The following is a 23,618-nucleotide window of genomic DNA, read 5'->3' as shown; positions in this document are numbered from 1 at the left end:
TTATCCGCTATTTGTCGTGTAGTAAAATCCCCACTGAATATAGTTTCACTTTATGAATAAGCAATTCCTTTGCAAAATAGACCCTTTTCTCAAACTTTGCTTTCAATCTAAAGTCGTCCCGTTATATACACAGGCTCCTACTATTTCTAAATGCATAAAATGTTAAGCGAAAGTATGGAGGGATACGATGTATAATTCGAATTATTATGATTGGTATAGACAAAATGATAAGTTGATTAGTGATATTGAAAAAGCTATAAATGGAGAGTATAGCGCTATAAGCTGCTATGCAAAATTAGCGAATATGGCTCCAAATCAAGTAGAACAAAAACAAATTCTTGAAATTCGTAATGATGAAATAAAGCATTTCCACAACTTTGTACAAATTTATACGAACTTAACTGGCAGGCAGCCGAAACCACAAATTACTGAAAACTGCCCAAATACGTATTTACAAGGATTAGAGTTCGCTATACAAGATGAACAAAAGACAGTAGATTTTTATTTGGAAATTTCAGATGAGACATCGGATGCACATTTGAAAGAGTTGTTACGGAGAATAGCTGCGGATGAACAAAATCATGCGGTATGGTTTTTATATTACTTCGTGAAGTCGAAGTGAGCATTAAGAATGAACGACTGATGTAGTGAAGATATTAAAAAATATTTTAAAACGCAGTGCAACGATTGAATAAGATATGTAAATGTAAGTAGAAGGAAACCGTTTCGCTAGTAGTGGAGCGGTTTTTTATGATGTACATAGGTATCGACAAAATATAGTAATTAAATTTGATATATAATGTATGGAACAAAAATAAATAAGCTAGGAGCAGACATATGAAAAGAGGGATTACAGTAGATATTCTAGATGGATATGATAATTTACTTTGGAAAGTCTTAAAGCCAATTGATATTACTGCATTTGATTGGCAAGCCATGGGAAGGGAGGAAGCTTATATAATAGTAGGGAATGAATTAGGTCCAGAATTATTTTCAGAAGATAACGAGATCATGGTAGGTTCAGCTTTAAAAAAGCTAATAAAAGACAACATATATTATCTTTTATTTGTAGACTTAAAAGCATATCCAAAAGGGGAAGTACTAGGAGAAATTGAAACATATGAAGAATTTAAGGAGAGTAAGTGTGAAGTAGTCGTATTAGTAGCGGATGGTGATTACATACAAATTTATGTGAAAAACCAAGAAGAGATTGAAATGATGTATGAAAACGCACGGAATCAAGGATTGTATGTAGAATATATTACAGATGAAAATGATGGAAGAACTCGTTTGTCAGTATGGTAGCAATTTGAAAGGGGAAAGGCAATATGGAGAGAAGTATAAGTAAAGAATATGCAATTCGAATTGCTACTGAAAATGAAAGTGATAGTATTATCATTTTATTAAAAGAAGTAGCACAATGGCTACAATATAAAGAAGTGGATCAGTGGCAGTATCTTTTAGGAGAGGAAGCTACGGCTGAAATACTAGAATGTATAAGAGAGAAATATACATATGTTGTTCTGAAAGAAGATGAAATAGTTGGTACGGTTACAGTTTCTCCTAAACAAAATGAATGGGATGAACATATTTTTGGTAAAGAGGAAGTTTCTAATTCATTATATATTCATAGATTTGCGGTGAAACGGAAGTATAAGGGGAACGGAATTGGAGAATGGATTTTACAGTGGATAGAAGAGAATGTACAACATGACAAAGAATATTTGAAGTTAGATTGCGTGGCGCATAATCGTACGTTGAATGATTTTTATAAGAAAAATAGTTTTGAATATGTTGGAAGTACGGATGGGCTTAGTAAGTTTCAAAAGAAAAGGAGAATGTGAATGCATCCAATTAACGTAAGTTTAGTTGAAAAGTTAATACGACAACAGTTTCCTAAATGGGCCCATTTAGAAGTGAAACCTGTAAAGTTTAGTGGGCATGATAATAGGACGTTTCACTTAGGGGATGAGATGAGTGTAAGATTGCCAAGTGATGTGGCATATGGACCGCAAGTAGAGAAAGAAAATAAGTGGTTACCACTATTAAGTAAGAGGCTTTCTTTACCGATTTCTACCCCACTTGCGAAAGGAAATCCGTCTGAAGCGTATCCATTGCCTTGGTCTATTAATAAGTGGATAGAGGGGGAAACAGTTACGAAACAAAACGTTCGTGATTTAAATGAATTTGCAGCGGATTTAGGATCTTTTTTAGTAGAATTGCAATCTATTGATGCGAGTAACGGACCTTTAGCTGGAACACATAATTTTTACCGGGGCGGACTTATATCGGTATATGATGAAGAGGCGAGAGTTGCTATTGAAAATAATAAGGATGTTTTTGAAGATGCATTATTAAAGCACCTTTGGAATTTAGCACTTAGTTCAACATGGGACCGTAAGCCAGTTTGGATTCATGGAGATGTAGCACCGGGGAATTTACTCGTTAAAGATGGAAAGCTTTGTGCTGTAATTGATTTTGGTATTTTAGGTGTAGGAGATCCTGCTTGTGATGCAGCGATGGCGTGGACGTTTTTTGATGAAAATAGTAGAAATGTATTTAAAGAAGTATTACGCATGGATGAAGAGACGTGGAATAGAGCGAGAGGATGGGCACTTTGGAAGGCGATAATTACATATGATGCGAATAGGGATAGTAATGAAAAAGTAGCAGAAGAATCGTATCATTCAAGTGATTGTGGATGATTATGAGAGGTAATAGAAAAGCCTATTTTAAAATAGGCTTTTTCATATGATTAAATAGTAGAAATGGAAAGAAGGAATATAACATAATTATACAGAATATTTAGATAATAGGAGGTGTCGAATTTTGAGTGAAATTGAATTAAAGAGTAATGTAATTAAGACAGGGCGAGAGAAGGGGATTATTCTTCGGTTTATACTTGCTAGTCTCGTTGGGGTGTTTATGTTTTTCATTCCTGTTACGATAAACGGTGCATCGTCTATTATGATTGATCATATTGTATCGTGGATTAGGGCTTCGGTTCCAGGCGTAGTACCTTATTATGCATTGTTTGTTATGGCGATTGGTGCGATTTATCCATTTTATACGAAGAAATGGAATGCATCTATCGTAGACATTTGTTTTTCTATTTTAAAAGTAGTTGGCGTTGTTTTTGGTATATTATATTGTTTAAAAGTAGGACCAGCTTGGTTCTTTGCGCCAGATGTTGGGCCGTTTTTGTATGAGAAGCTAGTCATATCAGTAAGTCTGCTCGTTCCAATTGGCTCGGCGTTTTTAGCGTTATTAGTCGGATATGGATTGCTTGAATTTATCGGTACATTTTGTCGTCCGATTATGAGGCCATTATGGAATACGCCGGGGAGATCGGCGATTGATGCAGTTGCGTCCTTCGTTGGAAGTTATTCGCTTGCCCTTCTTATTACGAACCGCGTGTATAAAGAAGGAAAGTATACGACAAAAGAAGCGGCGATTATCGCTACAGGATTTTCTACAGTATCCGCTACATTTATGATCATCATCGCAAAAACATTAGATATTATGCATTTATGGAATGTTTATTTTTGGACTACACTTGTTGTAACATTCATCGTGACTGCTATCACCGTAAGAATCCCACCCCTTAGTAGAAAACCAGATACATATGTAACAGAAGAAGGGTTTCCAGAGCCTGTTTATAAAGAGAAAATGTTAGAACGTGCTTGGGAAGATGCGTTAGAAGTATCAAAGTCTGCACCGAGCATTATGAAAAATATTGCAGTGAATTTAAAAGACGGATTTATTATGACAATGGGAATTTTACCATCCATTATGTCAGTAGGATTAATTGGTATCGTCTTAGCGAAGTTCACGTCAATATTTGATTGGATCAGTTATATTTTCTATCCGTTTACATGGTTATTACAATTACCGGAAGCAGACTTAGCTGCTAAAGCGGCATCCGTTGGTATTGCAGAAATGTTTTTACCGTCATTATTAGTTGTAAGTGCGCCACTTGTGACAAAGTTTGTCATTGCAGTTGTTTCCGTATCATCTATACTGTTTTTCTCTGCGTCCATTCCTTGTATATTATCAACAGATATTCCGTTAAAAGTATCTGAACTTATTATTCTGTATGTGCAGAGAACGATTTTAACGTTGCTTATCATTACGCCGATTGCTTATTTGTTGCTTTGAAGTTTTAATAAGATAAAGTTAAACAAAAGAAGCCGTCTGTAAAAAAGAGGGCTTCTTTTGTTTAAAAGCGGGATATTCTTATTTATTTTTCGTATATGACGTAACGCTTCTTAAGAAGATTCCTAGTCCCGCAAAAAAGAATCCTAAGCATAATAAGCTGCCTGGCGTTCCCCAAGTAATTTGATCTAGCATTTATTATCCCCTCCCGTTTATCATTATATAGAATTTATTGGAAATTATCAAAAAATTCTTTTTTAAGGGTTACTGATGAGTCTTCCTACCTTATACGAGAAGAATATATTTGAAAAGAATTCTTTTCTTTATATTTCTTTATTCTTATAATACGTTTTTGATTCTTATGATATAGTAACAACAAAGGGGGCTTAAAAATGGAAATTATTCACGAAAGAGCAAAGTTGCGGTTAATGGATAATACTGATGTCGAAACTTTGTTTTCGATTGTAGAAGGAAATCGGGATATTTGGGCGTATTTAATCTCTAAAATGGATAGTGTGCAAGATATGCAACAATACGTTCAAAAAGCGATAAAGGGTTACGGAAGAGGTACTCAAATACCTTTCATAGTCGTAGATCAACAGTCGAATAAGATTGTAGGAAGTACACGTTTATATAATATTTCAGTAGAAGATAAGACAGTTGAGTTAGGGCAAACGTGGTATCATCCGAGTGTGCAACGTACGAGTATAAATACAGAGTGTAAGTATATGCTTCTTCAGTATGCTTTTGAAAAATTGCATATGCTGAGAGTGCAAATTAAGACGGATACAAGAAATGAAAAAGCACAACGAGCAATTGAAAGATTAGGCGCAGTAAAAGAGGGTGTGCTTAGAAATGAAAGAAAATTACCGAATGGTTATGTGAGAGATGCGGTGGTGTACAGTATTATCTCGAGTGAATGGCCAGGCGTAAAAGAACAATTGTTAGAAAAATTAGAGTTGTATAAAGAAAAGTTATAATTCGTGTTTTGAAAGGTATATTGTTCGTGAGATATGAAAAATATACCTTTTTTCTTACAAAATGCTACTTTATTTTAATTCCTTTTGTTTCATCGTTCCCTTCTGAGAAAAAATTCGTTACAATGTAGTTGTATGGTAATAAACTTATGAATTTAAAAAATGTAATGAAAACCGCAAATGAAAATGAATTGATAATCCTCAATTTTAAATGAAAACCCTTTTATACATAAATAACAAGTAAAGTTCCTTCTTTTAAATAAACTCAAACAAAACGATTTGATATAAATGTTTTTTATAGAAGTATGGATGATGTACGGAGGCAATTACAAATGAAAGAAAATAAGAAAAGTAAGAAAAGACGAATCTTTCAAGTATTTTTACTAATGATTTGTTCTGCTATTTTATATGTAAGTTATGCAGCTTACGATATTTGGAGTTATCGTTTTAAAGCAAATGATGACGTGAAAACGGATGCTGGTATCGTACTAGGCGCAGCTTCATGGAATGGAAAACCATCTCCTGTATTTAAAGAAAGAATTAATCATGCGATTTCTTTATATAGGAACGGAAATATTAAAAAGATTATTTTTACAGGTGGTACAAAGTTCGAGGCAGAACTTGAGGAAGCACGTACTGCAAGAGTATATGCAATGAAACAAGGTGTAAAAGAGGAAGATATTTTAATTGAAACTAAATCCCTTTTCACTGAAGAAAATTTAAAAAATGCGAAGCAAGTTGGAATAGAGAACGGTATACAAACATACACGATTGTAAGTGATCCACTTCATATGAAACGCGCAATGAGAATCGCAAAACATATTAATATTGAAGCGTATGCTTCACCAACGCCGACATCAGCATATAAAACGTTAGATACAGAAATACCATTCTTCTTTAAAGAATTATTCTCGTATATTGGATATGTAACCTCTTTGCCGTTAAAAGCATTGAAGGGGGACTAATATAAGAAAAGGATCTATCCTTAAATAGGAACTTTTCTTATTAGTCAAAAACATTGTATTTTTATCGGAATAGTGAAACAATAGAGAGGTAGCTTCATATAATCATAATGACAAAATGAACGGTTTATGAATCGAGCATAAAGGAGATTATAGTATGGCACTCTCATTTGTTGAAACAGAAGAACAGTCTTTAATTATTGAGAAAATAAATAAATTGATTCCGAAGTTCATGGAAAGGGAGCATCAGCTAAGTGAATTAGGATCATTTCCGTATGAAAATATAAATGATTTGAAAGATATTGGATATACGAAATTAACGTTACCGAAGGAATTTGGTGGTAGTGCGATTTCTTTATATGACTTCGTTTTATTTCAAGAGAAAATCGCGGAAGGCTGCGGAGCTACTGCATTATCGATTGGCTGGCATCTTGGCATTGTGAAGGAGCTAGCGGAAAATCACTCTTGGAATGATGAGATGTTCAAATGGTTTTGCGAAGAAGTACGTAATGGTGCGCTCTTTAACAGGGCAGCAACAGAACCGAAAACAGGGAGTCCGACGCGTGGCGGCAAACCAGAAACAATAGCGGTTCAACAAGGCGAGAAGTGGGTTATAAATGGAAGAAAAACTTTTACAACGATGGCGCCAGTACTTGATTATTTTATTATTTCAGCAAGTATGGAAGGCCGTGAAGAAGTTGGTGAGTTTGTTATTCCAAGAAATACACTCGGTGTATCTATTGAAGAAACGTGGGATAGCGTTGCAATGCGAGGGACTGCTAGCCACGACCTTGTCTTACAAAATGTAGATATAGACAACCGCTTTTTTACGGATGTAAAAGGCGGGAAAGTGAAACAAAAGGGTATTGGCTGGTTGCTACATATACCAGTATGTTATTTAGGAATTGCACAATCAGCAAGAAATTATGCAGTTCAATTTGCGGGATCATACAAGCCAAATAGTTTAAACCATTCTATTAGTTTATTACCGAATGTTAGAAAATTAGTTGGAGAATTAGAACTCGAGCTTATGCAAGCTCGCGTCTTTTTATATCAAATTGCGAAAAAATACGATGAGGCAGAAGATAAACTGTTACTGCAAGCAGAATTAGCGGCAGTGAAATACGCCGTAACAAATGCGGCGATATCCATAGTGGATAAATCAATGCGCATCGTAGGAGCAAAAAGTTTATCAGAAAAAAATCCGCTTCACCGTTACTATTTAAATGTCAGAGCAGGATTACACAATCCACCGATGGATGATGCAACATTGTCTATGCTGGCGGATGCGGCGTTTCGGTCGTAGTATTTAAAGCTTACATTTTATTGTTTATGGATATTATAGTTGTTTTGAAAGCACGGGTTTGATTAGTAATCAAACCCGTGCTTTTTATGTGTATGAAGTACTTGGTTGAGATGTAGGTTTTTAATATAAATGATTATCATGGTTTTTTGATTGTTTCTTGTTGAAAATTCTTATTGTAATGCCAGTTTGGAGGCTGTATAAACATTTTTCGTATTTAATCCCAAATTAATGGTCTTTCTAAGTTTACCATTCGTAAATATTGTAAAAATTGACCTGCATGGACCGCATCATGATAGGCAATTCTTAATAGCATATCACCTAAATATCGTTGATAGCCAACATCACTTCTATCAATAAGTCTTGAATCTAGCTCGGCTATGCTTATTAATTGAACATATTCTATGAAGTCAGTAAAGTATGATTGTGCCAATTCAATTTCTTTTTTTACACAAGTAATTGGCTCGTCATCATACGGGGTACGTATGTCGTTTATTGAACCGTTGTTTTTTATAATCATATGATAGTAAAAAGTTGAGCTCCATACGTGACGAATCATTTCACCAAAGGACATAGCCTCAGGATCAGGCTTCCAATTAAGAAAATTATCGGGAAGAGAATTCCATAATTTTTCTGAGCGCCTTCTCGTTTCTTTTAAATTTAATATACTAAGATCAATTGCATTCATAATACATTCTCCTTTACTATTAAACTTAAAATAATTGTATCAATTTAATAGTTAGGGTATCATCGAAATATGAATGTATATCCGAATATCTCATATATAGCTAAACTAATTGCTGAACCTACAAGAGCAATCATCTTAGAGTGTCTAATGAATAATCAGGCACTACCTGCTAGTGAATTGGCTTATATGGCAAAAGTGTCACATCCAACAATTAGTTCGCATCTTTCTAAATTAGTAGAAGGGAATTTACTTACAGTTGAACAACATGGTAGACATCGTTACTATCGACTTGCTAATCAAGAAGTTGCAGAAGTGCTTGAAAAGTTAGGGACAATTGCACCAACAGTTCAAGTTCGCTCTTTAAAACAATCAAGCCAACTAAAACAAATTCGTTATGCTCGAACTTGTTATGATCATCTTGCAGGCAAACTCGGTGTAGAGATAACTGAAAAATTACTTGATAGGAAATTTATAATTTTAGAGGATGGAGAATACATTGTAACGGAACAAGGTAAGAAATGGTTTCTGAATTTTGGAATAAATATTGATAAGGCAGATATAAAAAGGAGGGTATTTGCAAAACCTTGTCTTGATTGGAGTGAACGACGCTACCATATTTCTGGTTGGTTAGGGTCTGCAATTGCAAAACTGCTTTTTGAACAGGGATGGATTACGAAAACGGATAAGAACCGAGCTGTCCATCTTACAAAGAAAGGTGTAAAGTTATTAGAAGATCAATTAGGCATTGATATGAAAACTGAGGAAAGAAAAGCTTGAAATTAGAAAAGTCCGTCAAAATGACGGGCTTTTTCATTATGGTAGGAGTGTACATGAATAATAGGATGTTATCAATAATCGTTGCTAATAAAAAATCTTTCTTTTCATTCTTCTTTTTTAAGTTTTAAAGGAGAAAGCTAGGCTTCTTATTTTTACTAATGTTATAATAAGAAAAAAGCACGAAAAGAGGTCATCTCATGCTAGAGGTTATTGCAACATGTTTAGAAGATGTAAAACGAATTGAAAGTGCTGGCGGGAAGCGGATTGAATTAATTTCATCTTATACAGAAGGTGGTTTAACACCGAGTTATGCTTTTATAAAGAAAGCGGTAGAAGCGGTAAGTATACCAATTCATGTTATGATTCGTCCGCATGCGAAGTCTTTTACATATACGGAAGAAGAAATTGAAATGATGAAAGAAGATATTGTAGTTGCTCAGAAATTAGGAGTAGCTGGTGTTGTATTAGGTGTATTAAATGAACGAAATGAAGTGGATGAAGGGAAATTAGCGAACTTACTATCTGTTGTAGATGGAATAAATGTAACGTACCACCGTGCGATAGATGATATAGAAAATCCAGTAGAAGCAATGAACACTTTAAAGAAGTTTCATAAAGTGACTCACGTTTTAACTTCAGGTGGACAAGGAAATATAGTAGAGAATATTCCGGTGCTTACAGAAATGCAAAAGGTAAGCGATGGTCAAATTCAGCTTGTAGCTGGAGCTGGGGTGACGAAAGAAAATATAAAGCGATTGCTAGATGAAACTGGAATTTCGCAAGCTCATGTCGGTACAGCGGTAAGAGAAGGAAAATCATGTTTTTCTGAAATAGACCCTAATTTAGTACAAGAATTAGTTGAAATCATAAAATAAGTGCTTAAGAAAGAGGAGAAACGATGAAGGAAAATACGAAGAAAGAATTATTCTCTTGGGCTAAAACGATAGGTTTTACCCTTGTATTAATTGCTATTATTCGCGGTGTTTTATTTACACCTTCTTTAGTGCAAGGTGAATCAATGATGCCCACTTTAAAAAATAACGAACGAGTTCTCGTGAATAAGATTGGTTATAGTATAAGTGGATTAGATCGCTTTGATATTATCGTCTTCCACGGAAAAGAAGGATACGATTTAGTAAAACGAGTAATTGGTTTGCCAGGCGACACAGTTGAGTATAAAAATGATGTTTTATATGTAAACGGAAAAGCGATGGAAGAACCATATTTAAAAAAGTTTAAAGAAAAAGCAGTAGGCCGTGTATTAACTCCAGACTTTACGTTAGAACAAATCACTGGGAAAACGAAAGTGCCAGAAGGCCAAGTATTTGTTTTAGGGGATAATCGTGAAGTTTCTAAGGATGGTCGCATGTTTGGCTTTATTTCAGAAGATGAAATTGTCGGAAAAGGACAAGCTGTTTTCTGGCCGTTGGAACAAGTAAGAGCGTTATAAAGAAAAAGTATGGGAGAAATATTCTTCCGGTGGATTTAAATTACATTTTTTTGTAAAACCGAATGTTCAATTAAGAAAGACAGAGGTCATTTTGATTATTACTTTTCAAAATGGCCTCTGTTTATTTGAAGATAGTATTGCAAGGAGGGAATTTAAATGATAAAGAAAGAATCAGAAATTATCTTAAACAGGAAAGGAGCCAGGAAAGTAAACGAAATTCCTAAAGAGGTCTTACAATTACTACAGCAAGGGAAAGTAGAAAGTGTTAATCTAACAGAATGGCTAGCTATAAATCATATTGAACTACTTAAAAATGTCTTACCTTCAATAGGACTCAAGAATAGTTTGGAATGTATAGTAGCTGAATTAGAAAAACAGAACGTTGAAACAGGAATGAAAGTCATACGAATAACAGGGACTTTATTGGATGAAATTATACTCAAAGAGAATGATAGAAATAAGGAAGACGTACTGTTAAAATTATCTAATCATATTTCAGATAGTGTACGATGTTGGGCAGCGTTTATGAATAAAAAATCAAATGACACATTAAAAGATACATTAACATACATTCGACCTTTTGCGGCGGATCATCATTTTGGTGTTCGAGAAATTGCTTGGATGTCTATTAGAGAAGAACTTTCACAAAATATAGAAGAAAGTGTGGAATTGTTAGTAGAATGGGCAAAAAGTGAAGATGAGAATATTCGCAGGTTCTCTGTAGAATCTATTCGTCCTCGAGGTGTATGGAGTAAACATATTGAAATATTAAAACAAGAACCTGAAAAAGCACTTCCTATTCTTAATTTACTTAAATCAGATCCATCAAAATATGTACAAGATTCGGTTGGAAACTGGTTAAATGATGCAAGTAAAACTAAACCGGATTGGGTAATGAACCTGTGTAAAGAATGGGAAAAGGATGCTGACATAAAATCAACTAGTAGAATTATTAAAAAAGCTAAAAGAACGATTTTGAAAAATAAGTAATATACAACTAATAGACTCAGTAGTTGTACGAAGGAACATTCAATCATGTTAAAAAAGAATAATTTGAATAACTATGAGAAGAGCATGTATTGATCAATACATGCTCTTTATATTTACTTTTTTATTGCAGCTTTTATTCTAATAGGTTTGTAGCAATGTGAACGTTAGAAATTGAACCGTCGTGATTTCTAGGGTTAATTTTATATTCACTGTCAGGAAGCGAATCACTCCAATATAAATTACATTCACTAATAGTTCATTCTTCACGTGTTAAAGTTTTTTCAATCATCCAAGAGCCTTTCATTTTATATAAATCACATATTATTTTTGTTTTTTAATAGCGGACAAAATATATCGGATTATGTACGTGAAAAAAATATTGATAGAATTGAAAGAATATTTTATAATTTTAAATTATATGTTTGTTTCGAAAAACGGAATTTAAGTTCCGTTTTTCGGAACGAAAGGGAGATAGAATGAGTATAAATAAAACGGCAGTTAAGACAATGGATATTTTAGAGTTGTTTTATGAGCATGAAGAGCTAAGTTTAACTGAGATGGTTCAGCTTACAAATATGCCGAAAACATCTGTTTATCGTTTAATTGGTTCGTTGGAAGAGATGGAGTTTTTACAAAAAAACGAAAAGGGGAAATATCGTTTAGGGGTCGTATTTTTACGGTTCGGTCAACTTGTTTCACACCGATTATCAGTAAGAAATATAGCAATTCCTTATATGAAAGAACTTAGAGATAGTTTAGGACAGGCAGTTAATTTAATAATTCAAGATGGTAATGACGCAATTTATGTTGAAAAGCTGGAAGGTGTTCAGCCAGTACGCGTGTATACGGCGGTTGGAAGAAGAGCACCACTTTATGCTGGTGCATGTCCGAGAATTTTACTATCGTATTTTTCTGAGGAAGAGAAACGGAGATACATAGAGGAAGTGGATTTAAAACAGTTTGCAGATGGAACAATTGCTAGAAGTGTTGCAAATGGCAAAAAAGGAAGGCTACACAATTAGTTATTCTGAGTTAGAAAATCATACAGCCGCAATAGCAGCGCCCATTTTCGCAAGTGATGGAACGGTTGTAGCAGGTATGAGTATTTCGGGATTAGCAATTGAGTACAGCGAAAGTAACATTTCATATTTTATCGCTAAGGTGAAAGAAACAGCACATCGCATTTCGAAAGAACTCGGCTTTTTGGCATAGAAAGAGGGAGTAGGATGAAATTTTCTGCGTTAGGGGATCAAGCAATTATTGTTACATTTGGTGAAGAAATTAAGATGGATATATATGAGAAAGTACAGCGGTTATTTCAAGCACTGCAGCAACATCCGTTTGCAGGAATGATTGAGTGCGTTCCGTCGTTTACTTCATTAGCTGTTTACTACAATGTATACGAAGTATGGAAGAGAAATGAGAGAAGTGAAAGGCCATATGATTACGTTCGCCAGTATATAAAGGAGCTGTGTGATTCTTATAAAGAAGAAGTAAAACAGGATGTGAAACATATTTCTATACCAGTGTGCTACGGGGGAGAATATGGACCTGATTTAGAAGAGGTTGCACATTATAAAGATTTACAAGTAGAAGATGTGATTCGAATACATAGTGAAACTACATATTTTGTATATATGTTAGGTTTTACACCAGGGTTCCCGTATTTAGGAGGACTATCAAAAGAATTAGAAACACCTAGAAAAGAAACACCACGGTTACAAATCTCTCCTGGTTCAGTAGGTATTGGCGGAAATCAAACAGGTATATATCCGCTTGAAACACCAGGAGGATGGAATATTATCGGCCGAACTCCTATTTCATTATTTAATCCGGAAGAAGAAATACCAACATATATTCAAAGTGGTATGTATTTACGATTTATCCCAATAACGAAGGAAGAGTACGTATCACTTGAGGGGGCTAAAGAATGGATGTAGAAGTTTTGCATGCGGGAATGTTTACAACAGTCCAAGATTTAGGGCGATCTCATTATCAACAATACGGTGTACCAGTTGGCGGGACTATGGATCAAATTGCACTTCGGATGATCAATATGTTAGTTGGTAATGAGGAGAATGAAGCGGGACTCGAAATGACGATTATGGGACCTAAATTGTTAATAAAGAAAACGACTTTACTTGCGATTGGCGGAGCAGATATGGAACCGTTATTGAATGGAGAACGTATCCCGTTATGGCGTCCCATTTTAGCGGAAGAAGGTAGTATGCTTTGTTTTGGAAAAGTGAAAAGTGGTTGCAGAGCGTATGTAACTTTTGCGGGTGGTATACATATTGAGCGTACAATGGGAAGCAAAAGTACGTACATACGTGCTGCGATTGGTGGTATAGAAGGAAGAATGTTGAAAAAGGGTAACTACTTCCAAATTGGTGCACAACCAGAAATGGCGAGTCGTTTCATTCAAGATTTACAAAAAGATGCGAGAATAAAAACGAAATGGGCAATTAGCAACAGAGTACTACCAAAGTATAAGAAACATCCAAAGCTTCGTGTCATAACTGACTTTGAATATGATCAATTTACAGAAGAAAGTAGAAAGGCATTTTTTACGAAAGAGTATAAGGTATCTAATTATGCTGACCGTATGGGCTATAGGGTTGAGGGAGAAGTTTTAAATAGGAATGAAGAAAAAGAGATTTTATCGAGTCCTGTTACATTTGGAACCATTCAAGTTCCTAATGGTGGACAGCCGATTATATTAATGGCAGATAGGCAAACGACAGGTGGCTATCCGAGAATGGGAAATATCATTTCAGTAGATTTACCTCTTCTTGCCCAGCTAAAGCCGGGGGACTATGTTTCTTTTGAGAAAATTACGCTTGAAGAAGCGGAACAATTGTACATAGAACAAGAAGTAAATATGAATCTATTAAAGAAATTCATCGCTTTACGAAGCTGAAATTAGGAGGAATACATTATGACTACAATCGATTTAAACTGTGATTTAGGAGAAAGTTTTGGCGCTTATAAAATGGGGAATGATGATGAAATTCTTCCGTTCGTTTCCTCTATAAACGTTGCTTGCGGTTTTCATGCGGGTGATCCGTCTATTATGCGTCAAACTGTTGAAAAAGCTTTGGAGCATAACGTAGCAATAGGGGCGCATCCTGGATTTCCTGATTTAATTGGATTTGGTAGAAGAAACATGAATATTTCAGCAAGTGAAGTATACGATTATGTTTTATATCAAACAGGCGCATTAGACGCATTTGTGAAAGCGGCAGGCGGGAAAATGCAGCATGTAAAGCCGCACGGTGCCTTATATAATATGGCGGCAACTAATCCGGAAATTGCAGATGCAATTGCAAAGGCAATTTATTATATAAATCCAAGTCTATTACTTTATGGTTTAGCAAATAGCGAGGCGTTTATACAGGCTGCAGAAAAATACAAAGTAACTCTTGTACAAGAGGCTTTTGCGGATCGTACATATAAGCAAGATGGTACATTAACGAGCCGTACAGAAGAAAATGCGCTTATAAAAGATGAAGACGAAGCGATAAAGCAAGTACTTCAAATGGTGAAAGAAGGCCATGTAAATGCGGTCAATGGAGAGAAAGTAGCAGTTCAGGCGCAAACAATTTGTTTACACGGTGATGGGGAAAAAGCAGTGCAATTTGCAGAAAGAATATACAGAACATTCAAACTTAATGATATTTCTATTTGTGCACCGAAATAAAAAATAGGGGGAAGTGCTGGGATGATTAAATTAATCGGAATACTACTTGTTGCAGTGGGCTTTTTATTTAGATTAAATACACTTTTAGTAGTTATGGTTGCAGGTATTGTTACTGGTATGGTTTCAGGATTAAGTTTTTATGATGTGATCAGCATGTTCGGTAAATTTTTCATAGAAAATAGATATATGTCTATGCCAATTATATTAACTTTACCGGTAATCGGAATTTTAGAGCGTTACGGTTTAAAAGAAAGAGCAGAGGCACTTATAACGAAATCAAAAGGAGCAACAACTGGAAGAGTATTAATGTCATATTTTACGATAAGAGAATCATCAGCAGCACTAGGGCTTAATATTGGTGGGCATGCGCAAACAGTAAGGCCGCTCGTTGCACCGATGGCAGAAGGGGCCGCGCAAGGTAAATACGGTAAACTTCCTGAAAAATTAAGAGAAAAGATTAAAGCAAACGCAGCAGCAGCTGAAAATACAGCTTGGTTTTTCGGAGAAGATATTTTCATCGCAACTGGAGCTATTTTATTAATGAAAGGATTCTTCGATTCAGTAGGTATGCATGTCGGAGTATGGGATATGGCACTTTGGGGCATTCCGACAGCAATATCTGCACTTATTGTAAGCTGGATTAGATTTAGAAGGTTTGATAAATATATAGAGAAAACAATGAAGGCAGAAGGAAAAGAAGAGAAGGAGGCAATTTAATATGAACATCATCACAATGGATACAATCTATTATGTATTAGGGATAATCGTTGCTTTTATCGCTGTTCGTATCGCATTCGATCGTGAACATCCAAACAGATTCGGTTCTAGTTTATTTTGGGCATTGTTTGCAGTTACATTTTTATTCGGAAATGTAATTCCTTCGTTTTACGTTGGCTGTATAGTGCTCGCTATGGTCGTTTTAGCTTCACTAAATAAAGTAACAAAATCAGAGGAAAAAGAAGTTCCAGTACAAGAACGTGTGAAACATGCTGAGAAATTAAAAAATAAAATTTTTATGCCTGCACTATTAATTCCTATTTTTACAATTATCGGTACGTTGACGTTAGGGAAAATTAAATGGGGAAATGTCTCTCTTGTTGATCCAGATAAAGTAACATTAGTTGCATTAGCGCTTGGTGCATTACTCGCATTCGTTGCGGCGATGCGTATTACAAAATCAAAAATAGCAACGCCTGTACAAGAAGGAAGCAGACTATTACAAGCTGTCGGCTGGGCTGTTATTTTGCCACAAATGTTAGCAGCACTTGGCGGTATATTCGCGAAGTCTGGCGTTGGGCAAGTTGTTTCAGATTTAGTCGGACAAGTGCTGCCGACAGAGTATCCGTTCGTTGCTGTTATGGCGTACTGTTTAGGCATGATGCTATTTACAGTCGTAATGGGAAATGCATTCGCAGCGTTTGCTGTTATTACTGGCGGAATTGGCTTACCTTTAATAGTTCAAATGCACGGCGGAAACCCAGCAATTATGGCAGCACTCGGTATGTTTGCTGGATATTGCGGAACGCTGCTTACTCCAATGGCAGCAAACTTTAATATCGTACCTGCGATGCTTTTAGAGCTAAAGGATAAAAATGCGGTTATTAAAGCACAAGTACCAATTGCTCTTTCAATTTTTATCATAAATATGTTTATTATGTACGGCCTTGTATATCGTTTCTAATTAGGAGGATAAAACTATGAAAACAGTATTATTAACAGGGTTTGATCCGTTTGGCGGAGAAAATATCAATCCAGCTTGGGAAGTAGCAAAAGGTTTGCATGAAAAAACAATTGGAGAATACAAGATAATAAGCAAACAAGTACCAACTGTATTTCATAAATCAATAAGCGTATTAAAAGAGTATATAGAAGAACTAGCGCCGGAAATTATTATATGCATTGGACAAGCTGGGGGCAGACCAGATATCACGATAGAACGTGTCGCCATTAATATTGATGATGCAAGAATTGCTGATAATGAAGGGAATCAGCCGGTAGATGTACCGGTTGTAGAAGAAGGAGCGATTGCGTATTGGTCCACACTCCCGATGAAAGCAATTGTAAAAAAACTTCGCGAAGAGGGCATACCGTCATCTGTTTCACAGACGGCAGGTACATTCGTTTGTAATCACTTATTCTATGGACTTATGCATGAACTAGAGAAACATGATAAGAAAATAAAAGGCGGATTCATTCACATTCCGTTCTTACCAGAACAAGCGATTAATTATCCAGGGCAATCGAGTATGTCACTTTCTACTATTCGTAAAGGGATAGAATTGGCAATCGAAGTAACGACGACAGTTGAAGTAGATATTGTAGAGGTTGGGGGCGCAACGCATTAAGTAAAATGAATTGTACAACACCTCCTGTAAACAACTGGTATAATAAGAATAGGAAAATACATAGAGGTGATTTTTGTGCAACAATTTGAAGAAGTACGTTCAATTTTAGAAAAAGCGAAGAAAATTACAGTATTAACAGGCGCTGGTGCAAGTACGGAAAGTGGTATTCCAGATTTTCGTTCAGCAAATGGATTGTATGCTGATGCGAATGTGGAGATGTACTTATCAAGAGGGTACTATAACCGAAGTCCGAAAGAATTTTGGAAGCATTATAAAGAAATCTTTCAAATTAATACGTTCCATCAATATAAACCAAATCGTGGCCATCGCTTTTTAGCTGAGCTAGAAGAACAAGGGAAAGATATTACGATTTTAACGCAAAATATTGACGGTTTACATCAATTAGGTGGCAGTAAGCATGTCATCGATTTACATGGAACACTTCAAACAGCACATTGTCCAAAATGTAAATCAGGCTATGATTTACAGTATATGATTAATCATGAAGTGCCGCGCTGTCAGAAGTGTAATTTCATTTTAAATCCAGACGTTGTTTTATACGGAGATACATTGCCGCAATATCAAAATGCAATCAAACGTTTATATGAAACAGATGTGCTTATCGTTATGGGAACGTCACTAAAAGTACAGCCTGTCGCTTCATTCCCGCAAATTGCAAAGAGGGAAGTAGGAGCAACAACTATTTTAGTAAATGAAGAGTTAACAGGACAGGAATATAACTTTGATTTTGTTTTTCAAAATAAGATTGGTGAGTTTGTTGAAGGGTTATCGTCGGTTAAATAAGTTATTATTTTTATGAAAAACTGAGGTGTATAGAGAACACCTCAGTTTTTTGTTTGAATAAAATTCATGTTATGACGTATGAAGGGGAATGGTAATAAATAGGTTATAAAATCAAAAAACTGAAAATTAAATCTTTTATTTCTTTAGTAATTAATATAAAATTCTATATATATCATATAAATAAATTTGATACATAATGATTTTGCGTAGAAATGTTAATAGAATGAAGCGAGGGAGCGAAATGAGACAGAAAAAGGAGCAGAAAAGACAATCGAAAAAGAAAAAGACTCATATTCCATTTCGGTTAAATGTACTATTTTTTATTGTCTTTCTTTTATTTTCAGCTATTATAATTCAATTAGGTAAAGTACAAATCATTGATGGAGAAACGTATAGAAATGAAGTAAACAAAAAGGAAGATGTAACGGTAAGTACTCCCGTTCCTAGAGGGAAAATGTTTGATCGACAAGGTCACGTTATTGTAAATAATAAACCATTACGAACCGTTACATATACGAAAATGAGAGGAGTGGACTCGAAAGAAGTTTTACAAGTAGCAAGAGATTTAGCTAAGCTAATTGAAATGTCGCAAGAGGACATGGATAAGTTAACAGAGACAGATAAAAAAGATTTTTGGATGCAGTTAAATGAAAAGCGGGCAGCAGCGAAAGTAACGAAAGAAGATGAGAGTAAATTTAGAAAGCAAGAAATAGAAGGAAAAGAGTTAGATAAAAAAGTAGAAGAACTGCGCCGGGAAAGAATTACACAAGAAGAATTAAATGAGCTTTCAAAGGAAGATATAGAAGTATTAGTAATTAAAAGCAAAATGAATGCGGGATATAAAATGACGCCGCAAATCGTTAAAAAAGATGTAAGTGAAAATGAATATGCTGTCGTTAGTGAAAGGTTGGCAAGTTTACCGGGAGTGGATACAACAGTAGATTGGGAACGTGAATACCCAAATGATAAAATACTGCGCTCTATACTAGGTAGCGTTTCTAATGAAAATGAAGGGTTGCCAAGAGAACAATTAGATTATTATTTAGTTCGTGATTATAATCGAAACGACCGTATTGGTAAAAGTTACATCGAAAAACAATACGAAGATGCACTACATGGAACGAAAGAACAGTCTAAAAATATTATGGATAAAGCAGGGAAGATTGTTCGAACAGAAAAAGTGACTGAAGGAAAAAGTGGAAATAACTTGATGTTAACAGTCGATATGGATTTACAGAAAAGAGTAGAGGGAAGCCTTGAAAAGAATTTACGAGCCTTTCATGCTGCAGAGCCGATGATGGATCGTGCGTTCGTAGTAATGATGAATCCGAAAAACGGTCAAATTTTATCAATGGCAGGAAAGAAAATTGTAAATAAAGATGGCGGTATGCAAATAGAAGATTATGCATTAGGAACGATGACAAGTTCTTATGAGTTAGGGTCAACTGTAAAAGGGGCTACTTTATTAACTGGATATCAAACAGAAGCGATTAAGCCGTATACACACTTCTTTGATGCGCCAATGTATTTTAAAGGAAGTTCTAAGCCGAAGAAATCGTGGAAAGAATTTGGGGATATTGATGATTTAAGAGCTTTGCAAGTGTCATCGAACGTTTATATGTTTAATACAGCTTTAAAAATGGCAGGCATTAATTATGTTCCAAACAATCCATTAGATATTAAACAAGAAACATTTAATAAAATGCGCTACTATTTTAGACAATTTGGCCTAGGTGTGTCGACTGGTATTGACCTGCCAAATGAATCGATCGGTCAAATAGGTAGAACTGATAACATACCCGGATTTTTACTTGATTACGCAATTGGACAGTATGATACATATACGCCGCTTCAGCTTGCGCAATATATTTCAACCATTGCAAATGGCGGTTACCGAATGAAACCACAAATTGTACAAGAAGTTAGAGAGCAACCGAATAGACCAGAGGATGCAGGAAAAGTCGTTCGGTCGATTGAACCAGTTGTATTAAATAGAGTGGATATGGAAACTTCGTACATTAATCATGTAAAAGAAGGATTTAGAAGAGTTTTTCAAGAAGCTGACGGAACTGGAACCGGAACATTTAAAGGTCTACCATATAAACCAGCGGGAAAAACAGGAACAGCTGAGACAGTATATGGTGGAGAAAGTGATATTGGAAGAGATGAGAACAACAACCGAAAAAAATGTTATAATTTAACTCTTGCCGGTTATGCACCATATGATGCGGATCCGGAAGTAGCTTTTTCAGTTGTTGTACCATGGGTGAATGATGATAAATCAGGAATTAATTCTGCGATTGGTAAAGAGATTTTGGATGCGTATTTTGAATTAAAAACAAATAGATCAAATACAAATTCAATTCCAGTAGAACAACCGAACAAGGCACAGTAAAAATAGTATCACTGCATGGAAACATATTGTGCAGTGATATATTTTTTGAGTTAAAAAGCGCTTTATAAGGTGGGAATGGATATGAAAAAGGAGATTAAGAGAGGCTGGGGAAAGTACATACTATTTATATTGGTGATAGTCATAGGCTACCATTCTTTTACTTTATGTAAGGTGGAAGGGGAATCGATGCAGCCGACTTTATATGAAGAAGACTACGTATTTGTAAATAAAGCGGTAGTACGTCTTTCTAATTTACAACACGGAGAAATTGTCATTATAAAAGAAGAGGATGAATCGAAATATTATGTGAAACGTGTAATAGGGCTTCCTGGTGATGTAATTAACATAACGAACGGAAAGGTATATGTGAACGATAAAAAGCAAGAAGAACCATATACGAACAAAGATTTATTTAACAACACACAAGTGTTTTATAACTTTCAAAAGACAAAAATTCCACCAAATAAGTTATTTGTAATGGGAGATAACCGCGAAGTAAGTAGAGATAGTCGAAATGGCTTAGGATATATTGAAGAAGATAACATAATTGGCAAGGTGGAATTCGTATATTATCCTTTTTCAAAAATGAAAATGATAGAATAAGTGGGGGATGAGCAAAACCCCACTTATTAAAGTTTCACTTTATTTTCTTAAAAAAACCTTTTGGATTAAATGATATGAAAAATTTATGTTTAGACTCGTCGATTATGAAGTTATTGTTTTTAGTTAAAAACTCTTCCACAGCTTCCATTGGGCCAGGACCCCAATCGGGAAGAAGCGGATTTCCGTTAATGGAGGTATCTTCTACAATTATATAACTGCCAGTAGTGACGATAGATTTATATAGCAAGAGTTCTTTGGAAACATGCTCTTTACTATGATCAGAATCTAAAATAACTAAAATCACATCATCAGGTTTGCGCATACTTACTATTGTTTGGATGGCCTGCACAGAAACAGAAGATGCTGTTAAATACGTAATCCGATTATGTGATGGCCGATTTGGCTGCGGAGTTATATCGATAGTAAGTACGTGACCTTTTCCAATTAAATCTAACATAGAAGCTAAATACATTGCACTACCACCGTGAAAAGTCCCGCATTCAATAATTAAATCGGGCTTTAATTCATAAATGATTTCTTGATACAAAAAGAGATCAGAGGGAAGTTTACAGATTGGAACTCCAAACCAATGTGTATCTTTTAACCACACAAGGCTGTCGTAATATTGTTTTAGAAATTCATTGCTTATAGTATCGATTTTAAATTCTCCTTTCTAAAAAGGATTCTCTCGTTTGACGTAAAGTGTTTACGCATGAAAGTTGTACTATATATTATGTAGTAAGGAATTGTAAGGCGAGTGTTTTTACTTGAAAATAAGCCAAATAACTCATGTGGAAAATGAAAGGAAATGATCGTATGTACAAATACACAATTTGCTTTATTAGAAAAAGCGATAAAATACTGCTATTAACATAGAAATAAAAAGCCGAATATGGGGATGTGGAATGGTGTTGGAGGAAAAATAGAAGAGAATGAAACGCCATACGAAGGAATAATTAGAGAAACGTTTGAGGAAACGGGTATAGAACTTTCAAGTGTAACGTATAAAGGGACTGTTGGTTTTAAAGGTAAAGATGAGCCCCAGGCTAGTGAAGGAATGTATGTGTTCGTTGCTGATTTGCCAGATGGAATGCAAATGAATACACCATTACGTACGGCTGAAGGCTTATTAGAATGGAAAGAAATTGATTGGATATTAGATGGTGATAATAGAGGAGTAGTTAGCAATTTACCAAAATACTTACCGACAGTATTAACAGAAGAAAATAAGTTAAAACATATATTCACGTACGATAACCGGAATATTATTCATTACACAACTGCATGTTTGAAAGAAGATGATGCGAACAAGCGATATGAAAAACAACTTATTTCTCAATAGAAGAGGAAAGTGAAAAATCACGTTTTTGCTCTCGTTATATATGCGAGGTGATTATAAGTTTCAGAAATACAATTCATTGGTCATAATTGTAATATGTATGATATAACTTTTCTTATGGTGAAAGAGTAGAGAACATACGTAAACGGAACAAAAAAGGAGGTGGCTTTGCCACCTCTTTTCCGTTAGTCACGAATCGCCTTAATCATAAATCGATGTTGCTTCACATCAAAATAATCTTTTTGTAAGATGATTTCATGTATACGATATAATTCCTCATAATACCTTTTGACAGTAAAATCAGAAATTTGCCATGGAATTGCTTTTAAATAATAGACGATAGCGCCAATATCATAAAATCGTTGGAAAGGGAATTCTTCTTTTGCTTCAAAGATAGTAAATCCGTTTTCCTGTAGTTCATTACATGCCGCTTCAAGCGACCAACTTGCAAATTCACTATTTAGTGGTGTGTCAAATTGGTCATTAAGTTCCGCGCAATCGAGACCGCCAACTTGTTGTGTAAGAAATGTTCCATTTGGAGAAAGGATTCTTTTTACTTCAGAAGCAGCATATGATTCATGTTGGTTTAGGATTAGATTAAACTGACCATCTTGAAATGGCAATGCAGTATCATCGTTCACCTCTACAACAGTAACCCCCAAAGGCTCTAATTTCTTTCGAGCAATTGGCACGTTTGGAGCGTAGCCCTCAGTAGCATAAATAGTTGACGGGAACGGTTGTAACATAGATAAAAACTCTCCGCCGCCAGTCCCCATATCGAGCATTGATTCTGCATGCTGCATAAGCTGGAAAGCTGTACTGCCATATGACCACGATAAAGGCTCGCTCTTCATTCGACCCGTTTCTGAAATAAAAGAAAAATCCCAACCGCTAAAATTTGTATTAGCACTTTCTAATAAAGTTAAAAATAATGGATCACGTTTCATAATTGTATCCTCCTATTTTGTAAGTAAATGATATGGTGAGAAAAGAAAAAAGGAGGACCTCTTATGAAAGGGGAACGGTTTTACGTTTCGTGTTCGAATAGATTCATATAAATTCGCTCCTTGTGAGAATAGTAATTTATATATTCGGGATAATCGAGTGGGAATCCTTTAAAATTATGGGAG

23 protein-coding genes and 3 pseudogenes are annotated in these 23,618 nt (G+C 35.2%); 23 read left to right on the top strand and 3 right to left on the bottom strand.

Annotated elements, in window-relative coordinates:
* The first annotated feature begins 187 nt into the window (after positions 1-187).
* The 8 genes and pseudogenes from ATL10_RS13310 (at position 188) to ATL10_RS13275 (ending at position 7,400) form a co-directional block, all read left to right on the top strand.
* A complete protein-coding gene (locus ATL10_RS13310) occupies positions 188-622 on the top strand; it encodes a ferritin-like domain-containing protein (protein WP_000282832.1) in 435 nt (144 codons plus the stop codon).
* Between the two features lie 215 nt (positions 623-837).
* Complete coding sequence (locus ATL10_RS13305) at positions 838-1,305, top strand: DUF2691 family protein (RefSeq protein WP_098250578.1); 468 nt, start codon at positions 838-840, stop codon at positions 1,303-1,305.
* 23 nt (positions 1,306-1,328) lie between these two features.
* A complete protein-coding gene (locus tag ATL10_RS13300; RefSeq protein WP_110496994.1) occupies positions 1,329-1,844 on the top strand; it encodes a GNAT family N-acetyltransferase in 516 nt (171 codons plus the stop codon).
* A pseudogene (locus ATL10_RS13295) lies at positions 1,845-2,718 on the top strand (aminoglycoside phosphotransferase family protein). It begins immediately after the preceding gene.
* Positions 2,719-2,829: 111 nt separating this feature from the next.
* Entirely contained in the window at positions 2,830-4,158 is a 1,329-nt protein-coding gene (locus ATL10_RS13290; RefSeq protein ID WP_098289638.1) for a YjiH family protein, read from the top strand.
* Between the two features lie 389 nt (positions 4,159-4,547).
* Positions 4,548-5,135, top strand: a complete 588-nt coding sequence (locus ATL10_RS13285) for a GNAT family N-acetyltransferase (RefSeq protein WP_000402588.1) — start codon at positions 4,548-4,550, stop codon at positions 5,133-5,135.
* Between the two features lie 329 nt (positions 5,136-5,464).
* Positions 5,465-6,097 carry a YdcF family protein gene (locus ATL10_RS13280; protein WP_000662218.1) on the top strand — a complete coding sequence of 211 codons (633 nt, stop codon included), beginning with the start codon at positions 5,465-5,467 and terminating at the stop codon, positions 6,095-6,097.
* A 154-nt stretch (positions 6,098-6,251) separates the two neighbouring features.
* Entirely contained in the window at positions 6,252-7,400 is a 1,149-nt protein-coding gene (locus ATL10_RS13275; protein ID WP_097923964.1) for an acyl-CoA dehydrogenase family protein, read from the top strand.
* A gap of 214 nt (positions 7,401-7,614) precedes the next feature.
* On the opposite strand, the gene ATL10_RS13270 is transcribed toward ATL10_RS13275, so the two are convergent.
* The gene (locus ATL10_RS13270) at positions 7,615-8,085 is read right to left on the bottom strand and encodes a DinB family protein (protein ID WP_098329284.1); all 471 of its coding nucleotides are present in this window, start codon (positions 8,083-8,085) and stop codon (positions 7,615-7,617) included.
* A gap of 69 nt (positions 8,086-8,154) precedes the next feature.
* Here ATL10_RS13270 and ATL10_RS13265 point away from each other — a divergent pair, with 69 nt between their 5' ends.
* The 14 genes and pseudogenes from ATL10_RS13265 (at position 8,155) to lepB (ATL10_RS13200) (ending at position 21,149) form a co-directional block, all read left to right on the top strand.
* Complete coding sequence (locus tag ATL10_RS13265) at positions 8,155-8,862, top strand: ArsR/SmtB family transcription factor (RefSeq protein WP_001103831.1); 708 nt, start codon at positions 8,155-8,157, stop codon at positions 8,860-8,862.
* 197 nt (positions 8,863-9,059) lie between these two features.
* A complete protein-coding gene (locus tag ATL10_RS13260; protein WP_000895115.1) occupies positions 9,060-9,737 on the top strand; it encodes a copper homeostasis protein CutC in 678 nt (225 codons plus the stop codon).
* Between the two features lie 23 nt (positions 9,738-9,760).
* Positions 9,761-10,312: a signal peptidase I gene (gene lepB / locus ATL10_RS13255; protein WP_000662498.1), complete on the top strand. Its 552-nt coding sequence runs from the start codon at positions 9,761-9,763 to the stop codon at positions 10,310-10,312.
* A 156-nt stretch (positions 10,313-10,468) separates the two neighbouring features.
* Positions 10,469-11,302, top strand: a complete 834-nt coding sequence (locus ATL10_RS13250) for a DNA alkylation repair protein (protein WP_069355860.1) — start codon at positions 10,469-10,471, stop codon at positions 11,300-11,302.
* Between the two features lie 476 nt (positions 11,303-11,778).
* Positions 11,779-12,514, top strand: a pseudogene (locus ATL10_RS13245) (IclR family transcriptional regulator).
* Between the two features lie 14 nt (positions 12,515-12,528).
* On the top strand, positions 12,529-13,242 hold the full coding sequence (gene pxpB / locus ATL10_RS13240; RefSeq protein ID WP_000672264.1) for a 5-oxoprolinase subunit PxpB: 714 nt from the start codon (positions 12,529-12,531) through the stop codon (positions 13,240-13,242).
* Positions 13,233-14,222 carry a 5-oxoprolinase subunit C family protein gene (locus ATL10_RS13235; RefSeq protein WP_098235351.1) on the top strand — a complete coding sequence of 330 codons (990 nt, stop codon included), beginning with the start codon at positions 13,233-13,235 and terminating at the stop codon, positions 14,220-14,222. The genes pxpB and ATL10_RS13235 overlap by 10 nt, the downstream gene beginning before the upstream one ends.
* An 18-nt stretch (positions 14,223-14,240) precedes the next feature.
* Entirely contained in the window at positions 14,241-15,002 is a 762-nt protein-coding gene (gene pxpA / locus ATL10_RS13230) for a 5-oxoprolinase subunit PxpA (protein WP_097947362.1), read from the top strand.
* A gap of 21 nt (positions 15,003-15,023) precedes the next feature.
* Positions 15,024-15,719 (top strand): DUF969 domain-containing protein, encoded by a 696-nt coding sequence (locus ATL10_RS13225; protein WP_000593392.1) that lies wholly within the window; start codon positions 15,024-15,026, stop codon positions 15,717-15,719.
* Between the two features lies 1 nt (position 15,720).
* On the top strand, positions 15,721-16,683 hold the full coding sequence (locus ATL10_RS13220; protein WP_075719963.1) for a DUF979 domain-containing protein: 963 nt from the start codon (positions 15,721-15,723) through the stop codon (positions 16,681-16,683).
* Between the two features lie 16 nt (positions 16,684-16,699).
* Entirely contained in the window at positions 16,700-17,347 is a 648-nt protein-coding gene (gene pcp, locus ATL10_RS13215) for a pyroglutamyl-peptidase I (protein ID WP_061659991.1), read from the top strand.
* Positions 17,348-17,422: 75 nt separating this feature from the next.
* Positions 17,423-18,151, top strand: coding sequence for an NAD-dependent protein deacylase (locus ATL10_RS13210; RefSeq protein ID WP_063547776.1), 729 nt, complete (start codon positions 17,423-17,425; stop codon positions 18,149-18,151).
* Positions 18,152-18,392: 241 nt separating this feature from the next.
* Complete coding sequence (locus tag ATL10_RS13205; protein ID WP_090977695.1) at positions 18,393-20,546, top strand: peptidoglycan D,D-transpeptidase FtsI family protein; 2,154 nt, start codon at positions 18,393-18,395, stop codon at positions 20,544-20,546.
* Between the two features lie 81 nt (positions 20,547-20,627).
* Entirely contained in the window at positions 20,628-21,149 is a 522-nt protein-coding gene (gene lepB, locus ATL10_RS13200) for a signal peptidase I (RefSeq protein ID WP_002094069.1), read from the top strand.
* Positions 21,150-21,183: 34 nt separating this feature from the next.
* On the opposite strand, the gene ATL10_RS13195 is transcribed toward lepB (ATL10_RS13200), so the two are convergent.
* Positions 21,184-21,807 carry a cephalosporin hydroxylase family protein gene (locus ATL10_RS13195; RefSeq protein ID WP_276567460.1) on the bottom strand — a complete coding sequence of 208 codons (624 nt, stop codon included), beginning with the start codon at positions 21,805-21,807 and terminating at the stop codon, positions 21,184-21,186.
* 158 nt (positions 21,808-21,965) lie between these two features.
* Here ATL10_RS13195 and ATL10_RS13185 point away from each other — a divergent pair.
* Positions 21,966-22,491: pseudogene (locus tag ATL10_RS13185) on the top strand (NUDIX hydrolase).
* Between the two features lie 182 nt (positions 22,492-22,673).
* Here the strand turns inward: ATL10_RS13185 and ATL10_RS13180 are convergent.
* Positions 22,674-23,435 carry a class I SAM-dependent methyltransferase gene (locus ATL10_RS13180; protein WP_100910163.1) on the bottom strand — a complete coding sequence of 254 codons (762 nt, stop codon included), beginning with the start codon at positions 23,433-23,435 and terminating at the stop codon, positions 22,674-22,676.
* Between the last annotated feature and the right edge of the window lie 183 nt (positions 23,436-23,618).

The organism is Bacillus sp. 196mf, assembly GCF_003217275.1.
GTDB classification, from domain to species: domain Bacteria; phylum Bacillota; class Bacilli; order Bacillales; family Bacillaceae_G; genus Bacillus_A; species Bacillus_A thuringiensis_S.
This window is presented reverse-complemented; position numbering and strand designations above follow the sequence as displayed.

Excerpts from the sequence above, each read along its gene's own strand:
- ATL10_RS13310 (WP_000282832.1), top strand. The coding sequence starts at position 188 with ATGTATAATTCGAATTATTATGATTGGTATAGACAAAATGATAAGTTG.
- ATL10_RS13305 (WP_098250578.1), top strand. The coding sequence starts at position 838 with ATGAAAAGAGGGATTACAGTAGATATTCTAGATGGATATGATAATTTA.
- ATL10_RS13300 (WP_110496994.1), top strand. The coding sequence starts at position 1,329 with ATGGAGAGAAGTATAAGTAAAGAATATGCAATTCGAATTGCTACTGAA.
- ATL10_RS13285 (WP_000402588.1), top strand. The coding sequence starts at position 4,548 with ATGGAAATTATTCACGAAAGAGCAAAGTTGCGGTTAATGGATAATACT.
- ATL10_RS13280 (WP_000662218.1), top strand. The coding sequence starts at position 5,465 with ATGAAAGAAAATAAGAAAAGTAAGAAAAGACGAATCTTTCAAGTATTT.
- ATL10_RS13275 (WP_097923964.1), top strand. The coding sequence starts at position 6,252 with ATGGCACTCTCATTTGTTGAAACAGAAGAACAGTCTTTAATTATTGAG.
- ATL10_RS13270 (WP_098329284.1), bottom strand. The coding sequence starts at position 8,085 with ATGAATGCAATTGATCTTAGTATATTAAATTTAAAAGAAACGAGAAGG.
- ATL10_RS13265 (WP_001103831.1), top strand. The coding sequence starts at position 8,155 with ATGAATGTATATCCGAATATCTCATATATAGCTAAACTAATTGCTGAA.
- ATL10_RS13260 (WP_000895115.1), top strand. The coding sequence starts at position 9,060 with ATGCTAGAGGTTATTGCAACATGTTTAGAAGATGTAAAACGAATTGAA.
- lepB (WP_000662498.1), top strand. The coding sequence starts at position 9,761 with ATGAAGGAAAATACGAAGAAAGAATTATTCTCTTGGGCTAAAACGATA.
- ATL10_RS13250 (WP_069355860.1), top strand. The coding sequence starts at position 10,469 with ATGATAAAGAAAGAATCAGAAATTATCTTAAACAGGAAAGGAGCCAGG.
- pxpB (WP_000672264.1), top strand. The coding sequence starts at position 12,529 with ATGAAATTTTCTGCGTTAGGGGATCAAGCAATTATTGTTACATTTGGT.
- ATL10_RS13235 (WP_098235351.1), top strand. The coding sequence starts at position 13,233 with ATGGATGTAGAAGTTTTGCATGCGGGAATGTTTACAACAGTCCAAGAT.
- pxpA (WP_097947362.1), top strand. The coding sequence starts at position 14,241 with ATGACTACAATCGATTTAAACTGTGATTTAGGAGAAAGTTTTGGCGCT.
- ATL10_RS13225 (WP_000593392.1), top strand. The coding sequence starts at position 15,024 with ATGATTAAATTAATCGGAATACTACTTGTTGCAGTGGGCTTTTTATTT.
- ATL10_RS13220 (WP_075719963.1), top strand. The coding sequence starts at position 15,721 with ATGAACATCATCACAATGGATACAATCTATTATGTATTAGGGATAATC.
- pcp (WP_061659991.1), top strand. The coding sequence starts at position 16,700 with ATGAAAACAGTATTATTAACAGGGTTTGATCCGTTTGGCGGAGAAAAT.
- ATL10_RS13205 (WP_090977695.1), top strand. The coding sequence starts at position 18,393 with ATGAGACAGAAAAAGGAGCAGAAAAGACAATCGAAAAAGAAAAAGACT.
- lepB (WP_002094069.1), top strand. The coding sequence starts at position 20,628 with ATGAAAAAGGAGATTAAGAGAGGCTGGGGAAAGTACATACTATTTATA.
- ATL10_RS13180 (WP_100910163.1), bottom strand. The coding sequence starts at position 23,435 with ATGAAACGTGATCCATTATTTTTAACTTTATTAGAAAGTGCTAATACA.